Source organism: Geobacter pickeringii, from assembly GCF_000817955.1.
GTDB lineage: Bacteria > Desulfobacterota > Desulfuromonadia > Geobacterales > Geobacteraceae > Geobacter > Geobacter pickeringii.
Map to the genome: position 1 here is coordinate 3,243,706 of NZ_CP009788.1, position 17,290 is coordinate 3,260,995.

The following is a 17,290-nucleotide window of genomic DNA, read 5'->3' on the forward strand; positions in this document are numbered from 1 at the left end:
GCCGCCGTTCATGCTACTATCCCCCCCATGGATCGCTTCACCCTTGTCAGTGACTACGCTCCCCGCGGGGACCAACCGAAGGCGATCGCCGAACTGGGCGACGGCATCCTCCGCGGCGACCGCGAGCAGGTCCTGCTGGGGGTCACCGGCAGCGGCAAGACGTTCACCATGGCCAACGTCATCGCCTCGGTGAACCGCCCCGCCCTCATTCTTGCCCCCAACAAGACCCTGGCGGCCCAGCTCTACGGCGAGTTCAAGGAGCTCTTCCCCCACAATGCCGTGGAGTATTTCGTCTCCTACTACGACTATTACCAGCCCGAAGCGTACCTCCCCACCACCGACACCTTCATCGAGAAGGACTCCTCCATCAACGACGAGATCGACAAGCTGCGCCACGCCGCCACCCGCAGCCTCCTCACCCGGCGTGACGTGATCATCGTCGCCTCGGTCTCCTGCATCTACGGCATCGGCTCCCCCGCCGAGTACCAGGCGATGCACGTCTTCTTTCACCAGGGGGAGGAGTACGGCCGGGAGACGCTCCTGAGGAAACTGGTGGAGATCCAGTACGAGCGTAACGACGTCGACTTCCACCGGGGGACCTTTCGCGTGCGGGGCGATATCGTGGAGATCTTCCCGGCCCATGAGGACGAGAAGGCGCTGCGGATCGAGTTCTTTGGCGACACGGTGGAGGCCATCGCCGAGATCGACCCCCTGCGCGGCCTCGTGCTCCAGCGCCTCGCCAAGTGCGCCATCTACCCCGCCTCCCACTACGTGGCGACCCGGGAGACGCTGGAGCGGGCCATCGAAGAGATCCGGACCGACCTGCGGGAGCGGATCCAGTGGTTCCGGGGAGAGAACATGCTGGTGGAGGCCCAGCGGATAGAGCAGCGGACCATGTATGACCTGGAGATGATGGAGGAGATAGGATTCTGCCAGGGAATCGAGAACTACTCCCGCTACTTCGACGGCCGGGCGGCGGGGGAGCCCCCCTACACCCTCCTCGACTACTTCCCCCGCGATTACCTCCTCTTCGCCGACGAATCCCACGTCACCGTCCCCCAGGTGGGGGGGATGTACCGGGGAGACCGCAGCCGCAAGGAGACCCTGGTCAACTACGGCTTCCGCCTTCCGGCAGCCCTCGACAACCGCCCCCTCACCTTCCGGGAATTCACCGAGCGGCTCAACCAGGCGGTCTACGTCTCGGCCACCCCCGCCGACTACGAACTGGTCCAGGTGGGGGGCGTGGTGGTGGAGCAGGTGATCCGCCCCACCGGCCTCCTCGACCCGGTGATCCAGGTGCGGCCGGCGAGCGGCCAGGTGGACGATCTCCTCCACGAGATCCGCGAGACGGTGGCCCGGGGGGAGCGGGTCCTCGCCACGACCCTCACCAAACGGATGGCGGAGGATCTCACCGACTACTACCGGGACTTGGGTGTCCGGGTGAAGTACCTCCACTCGGACATCGACACCATCCAGCGGATGCAGATCATCCGGGATCTGCGCCTCGGTGAGTTCGACGTCCTCGTCGGGATCAACCTCCTGCGGGAAGGGCTCGACATCCCCGAGGTGTCGCTGGTGGCGATCCTCGACGCCGACAAGGAGGGATTCCTCCGCTCGGCCCGCTCCCTCATCCAGACCTGCGGCCGGGCCGCGCGCAACGTCAACGGCCGCGTCGTCATGTACGCCGACACGGTGACCGGCTCCATGCAGAGCTGCATCGGCGAGACGGCCCGCCGCCGGACGCTTCAGGAGACATTCAACACCGAGCACGGCATCACCCCCCAGACGGTGAAGAAGGGGCTGCGCACCATCCTGGAATCGATCGAGGAGCGGGACTACCTGACGATTCCCCTTGCCGCCGAGCCCCGGGAGGAGTACCTCCCGGCAGAGAAGATCCCGAAGCTCGTCAAGAAGCTCCGCAAGGAGATGCTCGACGCGGCGAAAAAGCTCGACTTCGAAAAGGCCGCGGAGTTGCGCGACCGGATCAAACGGCTCGAAACGCGGGAACTGGGATTGAAGGAGGACCACCATGGGTGAGCCAACGGTCCTCCTCGTGGATGACGAGCAGTTCTTCCTCAATCTGCTGTGCGAATTCCTCAGGGAGTCGCCCGTATCGGTCATGACCGCCGAGAGCGGCCCCGCCGCCCTCGAACGGGTGCGCACCCACCGCCCGGCCCTCATCGTCCTCGACTACCGGATGCCCGAGATGAGCGGCGCCGCGTGCTGCGCCCGCCTCAAGGCCGACCCCCGCCTCCACCGGATCCCCGTCATCATGGTCGTCGGCGAGGGGAAGGACGACGACCGGCTGGCATGCCGGACCGCGGGGTGCGACGCCATCATCACCAAGCCCCTCGACCGCCGCGAATTCCTCGATGTCGGGCGGCGGTTCCTCCCCGACGTGGAGCGGCGGCAGCTCCGCGTCAGCTATGGCGGCCTCGCCGTCTTCCGGAAAGGCGACGAGAGCTTTCACGGCACCGTCGAGGATCTCAGCCCCAATGGCGCCTATGTGGCCGCCCGGTGCAACATGGAGGTCGACGAGACCCTCCACCTCGGTTTCGTCCTTCCCGGACCGGTACTGGTGGAGACCGAAAGCCGGGTCGCCTGGATCAACCAGGGACATCAGCGGATCAAGAAGGGGCTCCCCGACGGCTTCGGCGTCGAGTTCCTCGACCTTGCCAAGGAGACGTCCGAACTGGTGAAACGGTTCGTCGCGGAGAACGTGCCGCGCTAGCGCGGTGCCGTCTGCCATGCCCCGCCACGATGCGCCCGCACCGGTGCCCCCCCCCCGCCGCTCCCGCGGCGGACGCTACGCCCTGGCGCTCCTCCTTGCCGTGAACCTCCTCAACTACATCGACCGGCAGATTCTCTACGCCGTCTTTCCGCTCATCAAGGCCGATCTCGCCCTCTCCGACACCGCCCTTGGCCTCATCGGCAGCGCCTTCATGATCTGCTACATGGTCTCGGCGCCCTTCTTCGGCTGGTGGGGCGACCGGTGGAGCCGACCGCGCCTTGCCGCCGCCGGGGTGGCGGTCTGGAGCGTGGCGACCGCGGCGGCCGGCGTCGTCTCCGGCTACCGGGGCCTGCTGGCGGCCAGGGCCGCCGTCGGGATCGGCGAGGCGAGTTTCGGCACCGTATCGCCGGGACTCCTGACCGATTTCTTTCCCAAGGAACGGCGCGCCCGGATCCTGTCCCTCTTCTTCCTCGCCATCCCGGTCGGCAGTGCCCTCGGCTACCTCATCGGCGGCCTCATCGGCCACCGTCTCGGCTGGCACGCCGCCTTCCTCGTCGTCGGGCTTCCCGGCCTTGCCCTTGCGCTCCCCCTCGGGCTCTTGCAGGAGCCGCACCGCGACGGCAGCGGGAGCCCCCCGGACGCCACGGCCCCCCCCGGCTACCGCACCCTCCTGGACAACCGCACGTTCCTCATCAACACCCTCGCCATGGCCGCCATGACCTTTGCCCTCGGCGGCCTCGCCCAGTGGATACCCACCTTCCTCTTCAGGATGCACGGCCTCGACGTGGCGCGGGGGAACACCATTTTCGGCGCCATCACCGTCGTCACCGGCATCTGCGGCACCCTGACCGGCGGATGGCTCGGCGACCTGCTCCAGCGGCGCACCCCCCGGGGACATCTCGTCGTCTCGGCGTGGGGGTTTGTCATCGGCACGCCGGCCGCGGCCTGGGCCATCCTCGCCCCCTCCCTCGGCCACTGCCTCACCGCCATGTTCGTGGCCGAGTTCTTCCTCTTCCTCAACACCGGCCCCCTCAACACCGTCATCGTCAACGTGACGCGCCCGGCGATCCGCTCCATGGCGTTTGCCGTCAACATCTTCTTCATCCACGCCCTCGGAGACGCCATCTCCCCCGCCGTCATCGGCTGGCTCTCGGATCGCCTGGGGCTCCGCACCGCCCTTCTCGCCACCCCCCTCGCCATTCTCGCCGCCGCCCTCTTCTCTTTCCTCTGCGGCGGCACCATTGCCCGCGACATGGCCCGGGCCGGCGAGTGACCGGCAGGGGCTCCCCCTTTATCCGGCCCGGAAAGTGTGATAGAGAACTGTTCAACCATCTACCGAAGGAGACACCGATGAAGAAAGACATCCTCGAAAAAGGGGCGATCCTCCAGCGGGATCGGGAAACCTATGCCATCGCCCCCCATATCCCGGGAGGGATCACCGACACCGCCACGCTTCGTAAAATCTGCGACGTGGCGGACCGCTACGGCGTAAAGGAACTGAAGCTCACCTCGGCCCAGCGGATCGCCCTCATGGGGGTGAAGGAAGACGACCTGGACGCCATCTGGCGCGACCTGCAGGAGAAGCCGGGAGCGGCCATCGGCCTCTGCGTGCGGAGCGTCAAGATCTGCCCCGGCACCACCTGGTGCAAGCGGGCGGTGCAGGACTCCGTCGCCCTCGGGCTGAAGATCGACGCCCTCTATCACGCCATGGAGCTCCCCAACAAGATGAAGATGGGGATCTCGGGGTGCATGCTCTCCTGCGCGGAAGTGACGGTGAAGGATATCGGCGTCATGGGAACGCCGAAGGGGTGGCGGGTCTATGTGGGGGGGAACGCCGGGGCGCGGCCACAGCTGGCCGAACTCCTGACCGACGGCCTGGCGACGGACGACGAGGTCCTCGCCCTCATCGACCGGATCATCGGATGGTACCGGAACTCGGGGAGCGAGCTACGGCTCGGAAAGGCCATCGAGCAGGCCGGATTCGAGCGGTTCCGGGCCGAGGTGCTCGGAGGCTGAGAAGAAACCACCCTCAGAACAGGGTCAGCTGCTCGCTCCCTCGCGCCGGGGAACCGTTGCGGGGGGGCACGCCTTTCCGGACCAGATGCTCCGGGATCTCCGCCACGAAGCGGGAGAGGGGGCGCTCGCCGGGGCCGCACCAGGGACGCTCCACCGCCGCGGTGAGGACCAGTGCCTCCCGCGCCCGCGTCATCCCCACATAGAAGAGCCGCCGTTCCTCCTCCAGATCGGCGTCCTGCCAGAGGGCGCAGGGGAGGAGTCCCTCCTCGCACCCCGCCAGAAAGACCACCGGAAATTCGAGCCCCTTGGCGGCATGGAGGGTCATGAGGGCCACCCCCTCGGCACGGTCGTCGTAGACCGTCTCGGCGGCGTACTCCCGCAGGTGTCGGGCAAAGGCCGAAAGGTCGGCGCCGAAGCTGCCGGCCAGGGTCAGGAGGCGCCGGCAGTCGGGGTGCCCGCCGTCGGCGCCGAGGAAGACGGCCGCCTCCCCAAGGGCCGGGGCAACCCCGTCTTGGGCAGCGGTCTCCCGGAAGCGCTCCAGGGCCTGCGCCAGGGCCGCAGCCTGGCCGGCCGCCGCCGGGGGAAGCTCCACGGCCGCCGCAAGGGAGAAAAAGTCGCCGGTGAGGGGGAGCGCCTCCTCCAGCCGTCCGATGCTCGCCGCGCCGATGCCGGAGAGCTCCCGCAGCAGCGCGAGCCAGTGGGCCATCTCCCGGCTGCCGTCCGCCGCCAGGACGAAGCGGGTGAGCCCCCGCGCCGCCGACCCGAGGAAGTAGGGGACGGCCCCCACGAGCTGGAAGGGGATCCCCCGCCGCTCCAGGGCGGCGGCCAGCTCGTCGGCCTGCTTCGTGAGCCGGTAGAGGACGGCGATCTCCCCGAAGCTCCGCCCGCGCCCCCGCTCTCCGCCCCGCCCCGTGGCGAGGGAAAGGTGGCTGGTCCCTCCCATGAACTCCTCGATCCTTCGCGCGATGAACTCCGCTTCCGCCGTGGCCGTGGTCGGCCGGTGGAGCTCGATGGAACCGGACCCCCACGTGGCTGCAGTGAGGATGAGGCCGCTCCGCAGCCGGTTGCGGGCGATGACCGCCGAGGCAGCCTCGATGATCGGCGCCGCCGAGCGGTAGTTCCGGACGAGGGAGAGTCGACGGGTGGCGGGGAGCTCGGCAAAGCGGAAGAAAAAGGCGGGGCAACTCCCCCGGAAGCCGTAGATCGCCTGGTCCGGGTCGCCGATGGCGAAGACCTCCGCCTCCCGGCCGAGGGTCTCCACCAGGGTGTACTGGGAGGCGTTCAGGTCCTGGAATTCGTCGACGAAGAGATGCGCCACCCCGCCGCAGATCCGCTGCCGGAACGAGGCGTCACGCCGCAGCCGGCGGACCGCCTCCGGCACCACATCGTCCAGATCGACGAGCGCGAGGCGCGACAGCTCGTCAAGATAGCGGCGCACCGGCTCCGGCGGCGCGTCCGCGGCCCCCTCCCCCTCCGCCCGGTGGAGAAAGGCGGCGATCTCCCCGGCGAGGGAGTCCCGCTCCCGCTTCGCCAGCCCGGGGAAGAGGCGGCGCAGGAAGCGGTCACGGCTCTCCTCCCCCAGCACGGCGAGGTCGGGCGCGGCAGCCCGCAGCCACCCCAGGCAGAGGCTGTGGAAGGTGCCGACGAAGACCCGCTCCCCCGCCGCACCGGCGGCACGGACGAGGCGCTCACGCACCTCGACGGCCGCCCGGTTGGTGAAGGTGATGGCCCATACCCGCTCCGGCACCGTGTCGGGCCGCTCCAGCAGCGCCGCCAGTCGGGCGACGAGGGTGAAGGTCTTGCCGGTCCCAGGGCCGGCGGCCACCAGCATCTGCCGGTCGGTGCATCCGATCGCTTCAGCCTGCTCCGGATTGGGCCCCGCCGGCACCGCCGGCGCCGCACCCTTTTCCTGCCGTGCGGGAAGCGGCACCCGCGGGGCGGGCGCCTTTTTCCGCCCTCTCCGCGGGGTGTCGTCGCCGAAGAGCCCTCCCTGGCCGGCGAGGCGCGCCACCTCCCCCTCCTCGAAGACCCGGATCGTGCCGTACTCCCCGTCGTAGCCGCCGTGGCGGATGACGCGCCCGGCCCGGATGCGGCCGATGGCTTCGGCGAGCAGCGGCGACGCCTCCGCCAGCTCCTCTCCTGAGGCGTGGAGGAGGATGGCGAACTCCGAACCGAAGCGGGCCACGAGCCGGGCGTACTGGCGCGCCACCTCCTTGGAGGCGGGGCCGACGTCGAGGATCTCGCCGAGCACCTCGGGGAGGGGGACCATGCTGAAGACTTCCGGCGCATCCTCGGGAAAGAGCGGCCGGTCGCGGTCCGCCAGCTCCAGCACCCGGTGGAGGACCCCCACGGTGAGGGGGCGGCCGCAGACCGGGCAGCGGCCGCTGAGGTGCCGCGTCTCAGAGGGCTCCAGGCAAACCCCGCAGGCACGGTGGCCGTCCAGGTGGTACTTCCCCTCCTCGGGGAAGAACTCCACGGTGCCGCGGAACCGGTCGCGACGGTTCTCCTTCAGGGCATCGCGCAGGGAGAAGAAATCGAAGCCGGTGGCGAGAAGATTCGCCTCCCGACCGAGGCGGCCGGGGGAGTGGCAGTCGGAGTTGGAGATCAGGGTGAAGCGGTCGAGGGCCGAGATCATCCGGTTCATCTCGGGGTCGGAGGAGAGGCCGGTCTCCAGGGCGAAGACGTGGGGGGTGAGGTCGCCGAAGCACTCCTCCACGGCGTCGAATCCCGACTTGGAGCCGAAGAGGGAAAACCACGGCGTCCAGATGTGGGCCGGGACGAGGAACCCCTCCGGCGCCGCCTCCAGGAGGATCTCCAGCAGGTTCCGGGAGTCGAGGCCGAGGATGGGACGGCCGTCGGACTCGATGTTGCCGATGCCGGCCAGCCGGACGCTGACCCGCTCGGCGGCGGCGAGATCGGGGACGTAGAGGAGGTTGTGGACCTTGCGGACCGCGCCGTGGCGCTTATAGATGCAGCTGATCTCGGCGGAGAGCATGAACCGGACCGGCGCCGGGGCGGCGGGAAGGCCCGGCAGCGGCGACGGCACGTTTTCGTCCCGCAGGCGGAAGAAGCCCGGCTCGACCGGCACGAAGAGCTCCTTCAGCCGGGCGAGCCAGCCGGGGTGGGTGAAGTCTCCGGTACCCACCACCTGGATCCCTTTCACCCGGGCCCAGGCGGCGAGTCCGGCGGGGTCGCACTCCCTGCTCGTGGCCCGGGAAAAAGGCGAGTGGACGTGGAGATCGGCGATGTACTCCATGGCGGAGGTCCTCTCCTGGGTGAAACGGTTGTGAATCGCCTCAACCGTACACGGTCCGCCGACCCCCTGTCCATCCCTTTTTCCGTCGGTTGCCCGCCAACATCACCGAGGGGCAGCATTTTTGCATGCAATCGTCGCATTTGCTGTTGATTCTCGGCCGACGGTCTCTTAGAATACTCTGACTTTCCGGCACACGGGGCACACGTGGTCACAATCCTTCTCATCGCCGACCAGGATCGGCTCGAACAACTCTTCGACTTCACCAGGGAGTCCTCCCAGATCGACTTCCGGATCTCCCGTTCCCTGCGCCAGGGGATTCTGGACATTGCCGAAGCGCCGCCTGCGTTTCTCTTCATCCAGAACCACCTCTCCGGGCTCTCGGGAGAAATCATCGCCCGCCATTTGGTGGCGGAGATTGCGGGGAAGCGTCCCGTGGTCGCCCTGTTCGGTGAAGATGGCCGCTGTGCGCCGGTTCAGGGTGTTGTCGATGCATGCCTGAACGTATCCCTCGCCGACGAGGAACTCGTCGCCGCCATCATCGGGCTCATCTCGGGCGGCACCGATTCGACTGATTCGACTGCCGAAAGCCCGGCACCCGCCGAGCCCGTGACTGCGGCAGACGAGGCCATGGCGTCACCGCTTCCCGCCGGCGACGGCGCACCTTCGCCCCGTCCCGAGCCGAATCCGGCGGAGCCAGCCGCCGCGGAACCGGTCCTGCCGAAGACAGAGACCTCTCCGTTCGACCAGACCCTGCAGAGCGCCCTGGATGACACCCCTGCGCCCGTGGCCCTGGCTGCACTCGAGGATACCATGGCGCTCAACCACCCGGCAGAGGGGACCGTCAAACCGGAAGGATCGGCCAACGGCGCCCTCCACACCCGCGGACGGGCCCGGACGGGGACGCTGCAGCCATACCTGGTGGCGGCAGCCGTCTTTGTCGCCGGCATGGCACTGCTTTTCCTCCTGATGCCAACCAAAGTGCCGGTTCCCCCTCCCAAAGCCCCCGCGACAAAGCAGAGCGCCGGCGCCCCGGCCAAGCCGTCACCCTCGGAAACGCCGGTGACGGCTGCCCGTCCCGTCTCCGCTTCTCCGGCCACGACCGCTACCCCCCTCCCTGCTGCCCCGAAGGCCGCAGAAAAGAGACCGGTGCCGACTCCGAAGCAATCTGAACCACCCGCCGCTCCGAAGCCGGCAGCCAAAGGACTTGCCAAGCTTCCGGCGTTCATTCCACGGGACGGTTTCGACAAAAAATACGGCGCCGCCCATCCGGGGTGGGAGCGGTATCGCGGGGCACGCACCGAATTCAAGGTCTACCGCGAGGAGAGCGGGATCAAGGCGGTCCAGGCCATCGACCGGAGCGGAGTCGGTATCCCTGAGTCGTTCCTGCGGGGAGCGCTGGCGCAGATGACCGAGTCACGGGATTTCGCCATTGCGGAGAAGGAAGCCAAAGGGAAGTTCCTCGCGGAAAAGGGGACCGTTGCCTCCGGAGCCCGGCTCGTCATCTACCGGACCGCCCCCCGGGGCCCCATACGGGCCTTTGTCGTCTACTTTCAATAGCCATCGGATGTTACCATGATCAACCGTACCGCCCACACCCTTGCCCGCTCGTTTCTGGTATGGGGAACCCTCTCGCTCTGCTACGGCGGCTTGGCCGGCGCCGCTCCCCCCTCTTTCGAGCTCGACCCGCGGGAACTGGAGAGCACCGCCCCCCCGGCACGCCCTCCGAAGCATCCGTCCGCCCGTCCCCATCGAACGCCGACGGACAAAGGGGGAGACGCGGCACAACCATCAGCCCCCGAGGGAAACGAGACTCTCACCCGTTACACGGTCAAGCCCGGGGACTTTCTCTTCAAGATCCTGATGCGGGACTTCGGCCTCTCCAACGCCGAAGCGGAAGCACTGATCCCCGAGGTCCAGCGGATCAACCATCTCACCAGCGCCACGCGCCTCGAGGTGGGTCGAACCCTCCTCATCCCCCGGGGGAGGCGCAAATCGGTTACGCCGAAGGTGGCAAAGCCGGCCGGTTCCGCTCCGGCACCACAGCCGGCAGCGGAACCGACGCCGGTCGCCACTCCCCCTGCGGCGGCACCTCCCCAGCCCCCCCAGCAACCGGTGGCTGAAGCCCCCCGCCCCCTTCCCGCCGCACTCCCCCTCCCTGCAGCACCGGGGGAAACGGCGACTCAGCCCCCCCTTCCGTTCTCCGTCGCCCTTCTCAGGATCTGGGAGCAGCTGGTTCCCGACCAGGGGCGAGTGGAACCGATCACTCTCAACGGCCGGGTTCTCTCCCCAGAGGACTATCCGCTGCTCCTGGCGGCAGACGGCGGCAAGATTCTGGTCGACGTCCGCGGCGCCCTGAACGCCACGACCAAGGGGCAGCTCATCCAGAAGCACCCCGACATCAGGATCGTTCCCCGCGGCAAGGACAGCTTCAAGGCCTTCTTTGCCGATCTACTCCGGACTGCCGAATTCGCCCGTATTGACGAAAACGTCATGGTGGAGCTCGGTGCCGATCCCCGGCTCGCCATCCTGGCCGATTTCCGGATCACCACGCTTCCCGATGCCGGTCGGGGCCCCGAGAGCGTTCTCATCTTCGTTAACGAGAACGAACCGTGCCTGCCGCTCCCTCTCAAGGAATACCTCAACCGCCGGGGGTACCGCGTGGCGGAACTCTGCCAAAACGAGCCCGTTCACTCAGACGAACCGGGATACGACCTCCGCTCCCTTCTACCCGCGGCACCGTGCGACATGGCGTTGTCCCTCATGGAGATCCTCTCCCTGAAGTTGGACCGGAACAGGATCGTCACCGGCTCCATGGGACAGAATGCCGAAAGCCGCTTCAGCATCCGCGTCGACGGCCAGTTCGAATCGGGAGGCAAGCGCTTTATCCTCGACTGTGGCGAGAGCGATTCGTACAACTACACCCTCTACCGGCTCCTTCAGCTTCAGGGCTATGGCATCGTCCAGCCCCAGCCGAAGGACGATTTTGCCACCGTCACGGAAAAGCTTCTGAAGGAACTGAACTACCCCTACTCTTTTGGCCGCTACGATCTGGACTATGGTCGCTACCGGATCAGCGTCACCGGCTTCAAGATCACTCGCAAAGGGGATTCTCCGGGAAGGCTGCTGCTCACCAGCAAACCGTCGGATCCTGTCTTTGCCGAGCTGCTGCAGAACGCGCCCAGGAGGAAGAAATAAACAACGGGTAGAGATACGTCAGGACAATCGTGGGCGGGGAGGCCGCAGGACGGTGCGACAGCCGCCGGGTGGCGGTGCGACACGCATTCGTCCCGAAAGGTAGCGGGGTGTTAGGGTGTGGCGCGGGGGCAGCCCCCCGTTGGTGGGTGGCGGAGCGGTTACTGTCCGGCCAGTTTCATGAGCGCGTCGGCCCGATAGAGCGTCGCATCGGGGACGAGCGGTGACGCGGGGTAGCGGGCGAGGAAACGATCGAACGCATCGATCGACTGCTGCAGGGCGCCCGATTTATACGCGCTGACCCCGGCCTCGAAGAGGGCTTGCTCGTTTTCATCCGTCTTTTTTGGGGCAGCGGTCGCCGGACGCAGCACCTCGGCAGCCGACTTGCGTGACGCCGCCTCGGGCGCCTTTGTTCCACCGGCACCGCCCCGGGGCTCGGGAGAGGAGACCGCAGATTCTTTCACCCTTTCCGGAACGGCCTTCTTCCCTTCTCCCTCTTTCCGGTGCACCCGGACCGTCTTCTCACTCTTTTTCTTCTTCGGGTGCACCGTCGGCACCTCCCCTTTCCCTTCCGGCGGGAGCGGCACGAGCAGCTTGTTCCCCGCATAGATCAGATCAGGGTTTTTTATCAGGTTGAAGAGAAGGATCTGGGGGTAGTATCCCCCCTTCCCGCCATACTTGCGCGAAAGGGAATAGAGGGTATCCCCCTTGCGGATCGTGATGCTCTTGACGAGCACCCCTTCGTCGGGACCCGCGGGGCGTTTCCCTTCGGAAGCTTCAGGGGAGTAGAGGAGATACTCCTCCGCCCCGCCGAGCGGCGGTGTGAGGCAGGCAAGAACGAGAGACGAAGCGACAACCCTGAGGGCGTTGTTCATATCAGTACCTGTTCCCCAGCAGATCTTGGTATTTCAGGACATTCCGGACCTGAATGCTCTTTCCGACTGCAGTTCCCGCCTTGACGCGGAAGGTCACCTTGATGGTCCGCTTCTCGCCGGCCCCGAGTTCGTCGAACCTCCAGAAGTAATCACCATTGGTCCCTTTGGCAAAGGCTGGATCCGATGCGATCAGCTCCAGGTCGCGCGGCAGGAAGCTCTGCAGCTCCACCGCCTTCGCCATGTTGGACCCCTTGTTGGTGAAGTTCAACTCAAAGGACGAAACCTCGCCTGGCTTGAGCCGTCCACCCTTGCCGGCCATGGCGAGATCGACCACCGGCCGCGAGTAGACCAGTCGGAGCGTCGCCACCTTTGTCTGGGTCTTGTCGCTCTCCGGTTCAAAGGCCATGGTGATCGTCGTGCTCGCCCCGTCGTTCTCGGTGGCGGGGGTGGCGAGATCGAGGATCACGTACGATTCTTCCTTGGGCGCCAGCGGTCCCACATGGTTGATGATCGGTTCGTTCGCCTGACGGATGCCGTCGCGGTTCAGATCCTGATAGAACGTATAGGTAACGTTGGCCGGGAGGTTGGGCTTGATCAGGAAATCCTCGCGGACGTTGCCGGTGTTGGTCACCACGAGCGGAATGGAAACGGGCTGTCCCGGGATCACCACGATTTTCTCGCTGTTGGTCCTGATCGCCACGCCGCTCACCGCCTTCACAAAGGCGGCGGCGGAGAGGAAGGAATCCCGCGTCTGGAGCTCCGTATTGGCGATATCAGCCCGCAGGAAAAGTTCCTGCTGGGCGATCGCCTCTTCCTTGAGCTGGAAGGTCACCTCGAACTCGCGGCTTTCGCCCGAATTGAGCCGCATGCCGTCGAGCACGAGGACCGCCTTCATCTCCTGCTTGAAACCGGAACCGGCGACGCCGACCGGCTCATACTGGGGAGGATAGTTCAACCGGAGTGCGACCCCCTGGGCCGTTGCCGTGCCGATATTGAGGAGGGCAATGCGGTAGGAGACCTTCTCGCCGGGAAGTATCTGGACCTTGTCGGTCTTGACCACCGCCCGCAGCAGCGGCGCGGACGCGGTCAGGAAGATGTCGCGGGCCTGGGACGCGTCGCGCTCGAGCCGTGAGGCGATCTTGATCGGATAGACTATCTTCTGGCCATCGATGAACTCACGCGGCACCACGAGGGAGAGTACCCCCCTGAACCGTTCACCCGGCGCCAGGGTCGACGTAAGATTGACCGGCAACTCCTTCTTGGCGGCGTCCGCGAACTGGGCGTTGAACTCGGCCGGGAAGCCCGACTCGAGATAGAAGCTGTCCGAACCGTTACCGTTATTGACAACCTCGAACGGGATCTCATGGCGCTTGCCCACCTCCAGGCTCTGGGCCGCCGGCGGGATTGTCAGCTCGATATCGGCAAACTGTCCGACTTCAAGCGACAGGACCTGGGCATTCTTCTCCGGCACCGGAACGGCCGCCACCGCCTTGGCTGCCGGGGTAAAGGCAATGCCGAGCTCCGCCAGCTTGGCCGCGGCCGTTGCCGCCGCCTTCGTCCCGGGGAAACGCTCGACCAGCGATTTGTATTCTGCAATGGCCTTTTCCCGAAGCGCGGCACTGCGCGCCGCCCGCTCTTCCGCTTCTACCCTGTGTGCCACCGCCGCCTTTTCCTGAGCGGCCTTCTCGGCGGCAATCCGCTCTGCGTCGGCCTTTTCCTTGGCCGCCTTTTCCGCTGCCAGGCGTTCGGTCTCGGCCTTCTCACGGACGGCCTTGTCCGCGGCGGCCTTCTGGGCGGCAGCCATCTCGACAGCGGCTTTCTCGGCGGCGATGCGCTCCACTTCCGCCTTATCCTGGGCGACTTTCTCGGCGGCAATCCGTTCTGACTCGGCCTTTTCCTTGGCCGCCTTTTCCGCAGCCAGACGCTCGGTCTCGGCCTTCTCACGGACGGCCTTGTCCGCGGCGGCCTTCTGGGCCGCAGCCATCTCGACAGCGGCATTCTCCGCGGCGACGCGCTCCGCATCCCTCTTCTCCTGGGCGGCTTTCTCCGCGGCAATCCGTTCTGCCTCGGCCTTTTCCTTGGCCGCCTTTTCCGCAGCCAGACGCTCGGTCTCGGTCTTCTCACGGGCGGCCTTGTCCGCGGCAGCCTTCTGGGCCGCAACCATCTCGGCGGCAGCTTTCTCCGCGGCGATGCGCTCCGCTTCCGCCTTATCCTGGGCAGCTTTCTCAGCGACAATCCGTTCTGCCTCGGCCTTTTCCTTGACCGCCTTTTCCGCAGCCAGACGCTCGGTCTCGGCCTTCTCGCGGGCGGCCTTGTCCGCTGCGGCCTTCTGGGCCGCAGCCATCTCGGCGGCAGCTTTTTCCGCGGCGATGCGCTCTACTTCCCTCTTCTCCAAGGCGGCTTTCTCGGCCGCAATCCGTTCTGCCTCGGCCTTTTCCTTGGCCGCCTTTTCCGCAGCCAGACGCTCGGTTTCGGCCTTCTCACGGACGGCCTTGTCCGCGGCGGCCTTCTGGGCCGCGGCCATCTCGGTGGCGGCTTTCTCCGCGGCAGCCCGTTCTGCGGCAAGCTTCTCTGCCGCAGCCTTCTCTGCGGAAGCCTTTTCTGCTGCCGCTCTCTGGGTCGCAAGCCGCTCGGCATCCGTCTTCTGACGGGCGGCAGCTTCCGCAGCCTGCTTGGCAGCAGCGGTCTTATCGGCAAGCGCCTTCTTGGCAGCCGCCACCTCAGTGGCCTTTTCCGTCCCCTCGCGCTTGGCCATGACCGGCAACTGCTCGCCCTTGTCGTAACGTGCGACCAGAGCCAACAGTTCATCCTCCACGGTCCCCTTGAGGGGGCTGTCGGGATATTCCTTGAAGAACTGGGACATGGAGCGGGCCGCATCCCGATCAAAGCCCGCCTTATAGCTGGCACGGGCGAGCCAGAAGATGGCCATGTCCCGAAGGGGGGTGTCGGGGTATTTCTCAAGAACCGTCTTCATCCGCTCGATGGCGGACTGGTAATCTTTTTTCTGGTAGGCGTTGAAGCCGGCGATGAAGATTTGGGAGTCTTCCGAGTTGACTGCATGGGCGGGAGAGGAAAGGAGCGACGCGATTATGAGACATCCGGTCAGGCACTTGAACATGGCAGTGCGGAAATATTTCATAAAAGTCACGGGGTTAGCCTTTCCAACCTCAAGCGGGAGCGTAGTCTTAATCAGCTTCAGTTAAATATCATCATAACACCAGCTTGTCAACGAAGAATGGCGGCGTGAGCCCTTGTAATTACGCGAAAAACCGTCGACCGGAGCGGTCGCTTCCAGGATGCTTCCGGGAATGTGCAGACCCTCCGATCCCCCCTTCCAAACGGCCCGCTCCGCCGGTATACTCTCCCCATGATCGACAAGGCGAGACTGGCTACCCTCCCGAATACTCCCGGCGTCTACCTCATGAAGGGAGCACGCGGCGAGATCCTGTACGTCGGCAAGGCGAAGAGCCTCCGGAAACGGGTGCGCTCCTACTTCGGCAAGCACGTCGAATCACGGTGGCAGATCCAGTTCCTCATGGCACGGGTCGAGGAACTGGACGTCATCGTCACCGACACCGAAAAAGAGGCCCTCATCCTCGAAAACACCCTCATCAAGCAGCATCGTCCCCGTTACAACATCGACCTGCGCGACGACAAGACCTACTTTTCGCTGCGCATGGACATGCGTGAAGAGTTCCCCCGCCTGACCATCATCCGCACGGTGGCACGCGACGGGGCCCACTATTTCGGCCCCTACTCCTCCGCCTCCGCCGCCCGGGAAGCGTTGAAACAACTCTACAAGCTCTTCCCCCTGCGACACTACCCGCTGGAGACCTGTCGCCGGCGCAAGCGCCCCTGCCTCTTCTTCCAGCTCCGGCAATGCTCGGCACCGTGCCACGGGCTCATCTCCCCCGAGGATTACCGGGCATTGGCCGAAGGAGCGGCCCTGTTCCTGCGGGGAAAAAACCGTGATCTGGCAAAGATCTTCCGGGAGCGGATGGGCGCAGCCGCCGCCCGGGAGCAGTACGAGGAGGCTGCCCGCTACCGCGACCTGCTCCGCGCCATCGAGGTGACGGTTGAGAAGCAGAAGGTGGTGACCAGCGGAGGGGATACGGACGTGCTCGGTTTCTGCCGCGAAGGAACCGAGCTCTCGCTGTCACTGCTGTTCATGCGGGGCGGCCGGCTCATCGGCAGCAGGAATTTCATCGTGAACTGGGAACTGGACGATGCGGAGGGGATCTCTTCATTTCTCAACGAATACTACGGCCGGGAGGTACTCATTCCCGACGAGGTGCTGATCCCGTCCCCCATCGGCGACGAAGGGATCCTCGGGGAACTGCTGTCCGAAAAGCGGGGAAAGCGGACCACCCTCACCGCGCCGCGCCGGGGGACCAAGGCCGAACTGGTGCGGCTCGCCGTCAAAAACGCCGAGCATTCGCTACGCGAGCACCGGGACCGGGAGGCCGGGGCCGAGGCCGTCCTCGGCGAACTGAAGGAGCGACTCCACCTGCGCACCCTCCCCCGGCGGATCGAGTGCTATGACATCTCCACCATCCAGGGCCGTTTCGCCGTAGGGAGCAGGGTCAGCTTCCGCGACGCCAAGGCCGACAAGGCGAACTACCGGCGCTACCGCATCAGGACCGTTGCCGGCGCCGACGATTTCGCCATGATGCACGAAGTCCTCTCCCGGCGCTTTGCCCGGGGGGTTGCCGAGGGCGATCTCCCCGACCTGATCATCGTGGACGGAGGACCAGGCCAGCTCAACATCCTGACGGCCGTGCTCAGGGACCTGCGGATCGAAGGGGTCGACGCGGCCTCCCTGGCCAAGAGCCGCGTGGAGCGGGACATGATGGGGGAGCACGTGACGCGGAGCGACGAGCGGGTCTTCCTGCCTGGAAGGAAGAATCCGGTGGTGCTGCGCCAGAACTCCCCCCCCCTCCTCCTGCTCGCCCAGATCCGCGACGAGGCCCACCGCTTTGCCATCACCTACCACCAGACACTGCGGGGCAAGGCTACGGTGGCGTCGATCCTCGACGCCATCCCGGGGATCGGGGTCAAGCGCCGCAGAGAGCTGCTGCGCCGGTTCGGAAGCGTGCAGAGCCTCCGGAAGGCGAGCCGCGAGGAGCTGGCGGCGACCCCCTCGATCCCCCCGACTCTGGCGGAGACGATCTGGACGGCACTGCACGAAAACAACGAAGGCGGCACCCCTTCCTAGGAGCG

10 protein-coding genes are annotated in these 17,290 nt (G+C 66.3%); 7 read left to right on the plus strand and 3 right to left on the minus strand.

What is annotated here, in order from left to right:
* Positions 1-27 precede the first annotated feature (27 nt).
* The 4 genes from uvrB (at position 28) to GPICK_RS14785 (ending at position 4,747) form a co-directional block, all read left to right on the plus strand.
* Positions 28-2,037: an excinuclease ABC subunit UvrB gene (gene uvrB, locus GPICK_RS14770; protein ID WP_039744471.1), complete on the plus strand. Its 2,010-nt coding sequence runs from the start codon at positions 28-30 to the stop codon at positions 2,035-2,037.
* Positions 2,030-2,731 (plus strand): response regulator, encoded by a 702-nt coding sequence (locus GPICK_RS14775; RefSeq protein ID WP_039744473.1) that lies wholly within the window; start codon positions 2,030-2,032, stop codon positions 2,729-2,731. Before uvrB ends, GPICK_RS14775 begins: the two co-directional genes overlap by 8 nt.
* Positions 2,732-2,747: 16 nt before the next feature.
* The gene (locus GPICK_RS14780) at positions 2,748-4,004 is read left to right on the plus strand and encodes a spinster family MFS transporter (RefSeq protein ID WP_039744475.1); all 1,257 of its coding nucleotides are present in this window, start codon (positions 2,748-2,750) and stop codon (positions 4,002-4,004) included.
* A 77-nt stretch (positions 4,005-4,081) separates the two neighbouring features.
* On the plus strand, positions 4,082-4,747 hold the full coding sequence (locus GPICK_RS14785; RefSeq protein ID WP_039744478.1) for a nitrite/sulfite reductase domain-containing protein: 666 nt from the start codon (positions 4,082-4,084) through the stop codon (positions 4,745-4,747).
* A gap of 13 nt (positions 4,748-4,760) precedes the next feature.
* Here GPICK_RS14785 and GPICK_RS14790 read toward each other — a convergent pair whose 3' ends face one another.
* Complete coding sequence (locus tag GPICK_RS14790) at positions 4,761-8,003, minus strand: UvrD-helicase domain-containing protein (RefSeq protein ID WP_039744479.1); 3,243 nt, start codon at positions 8,001-8,003, stop codon at positions 4,761-4,763.
* 204 nt (positions 8,004-8,207) lie between these two features.
* On the opposite strand from GPICK_RS14790, the gene GPICK_RS14795 reads away from it, so the two are divergent.
* Both GPICK_RS14795 and GPICK_RS14800 read left to right on the plus strand, forming a co-directional pair.
* Positions 8,208-9,560 (plus strand): hypothetical protein, encoded by a 1,353-nt coding sequence (locus GPICK_RS14795; RefSeq protein WP_039744481.1) that lies wholly within the window; start codon positions 8,208-8,210, stop codon positions 9,558-9,560.
* Positions 9,561-9,575: 15 nt separating this feature from the next.
* Complete coding sequence (locus GPICK_RS14800; RefSeq protein ID WP_039744482.1) at positions 9,576-11,198, plus strand: LysM peptidoglycan-binding domain-containing protein; 1,623 nt, start codon at positions 9,576-9,578, stop codon at positions 11,196-11,198.
* A gap of 158 nt (positions 11,199-11,356) precedes the next feature.
* Here GPICK_RS14800 and GPICK_RS14805 read toward each other — a convergent pair whose 3' ends face one another.
* Together GPICK_RS14805 and GPICK_RS14810 are read right to left on the minus strand one after the other, a co-directional pair.
* Positions 11,357-12,070 carry a LysM peptidoglycan-binding domain-containing protein gene (locus tag GPICK_RS14805; RefSeq protein ID WP_039744483.1) on the minus strand — a complete coding sequence of 238 codons (714 nt, stop codon included), beginning with the start codon at positions 12,068-12,070 and terminating at the stop codon, positions 11,357-11,359.
* A gap of 1 nt (position 12,071) precedes the next feature.
* Positions 12,072-15,209: a tetratricopeptide repeat protein gene (locus GPICK_RS14810; RefSeq protein ID WP_084201453.1), complete on the minus strand. Its 3,138-nt coding sequence runs from the start codon at positions 15,207-15,209 to the stop codon at positions 12,072-12,074.
* A gap of 228 nt (positions 15,210-15,437) precedes the next feature.
* Between GPICK_RS14810 and uvrC the strand changes: the two genes are divergently transcribed.
* Positions 15,438-17,285: an excinuclease ABC subunit UvrC gene (uvrC, locus tag GPICK_RS14815; protein WP_039744487.1), complete on the plus strand. Its 1,848-nt coding sequence runs from the start codon at positions 15,438-15,440 to the stop codon at positions 17,283-17,285.
* Positions 17,286-17,290 lie beyond the last annotated feature (5 nt).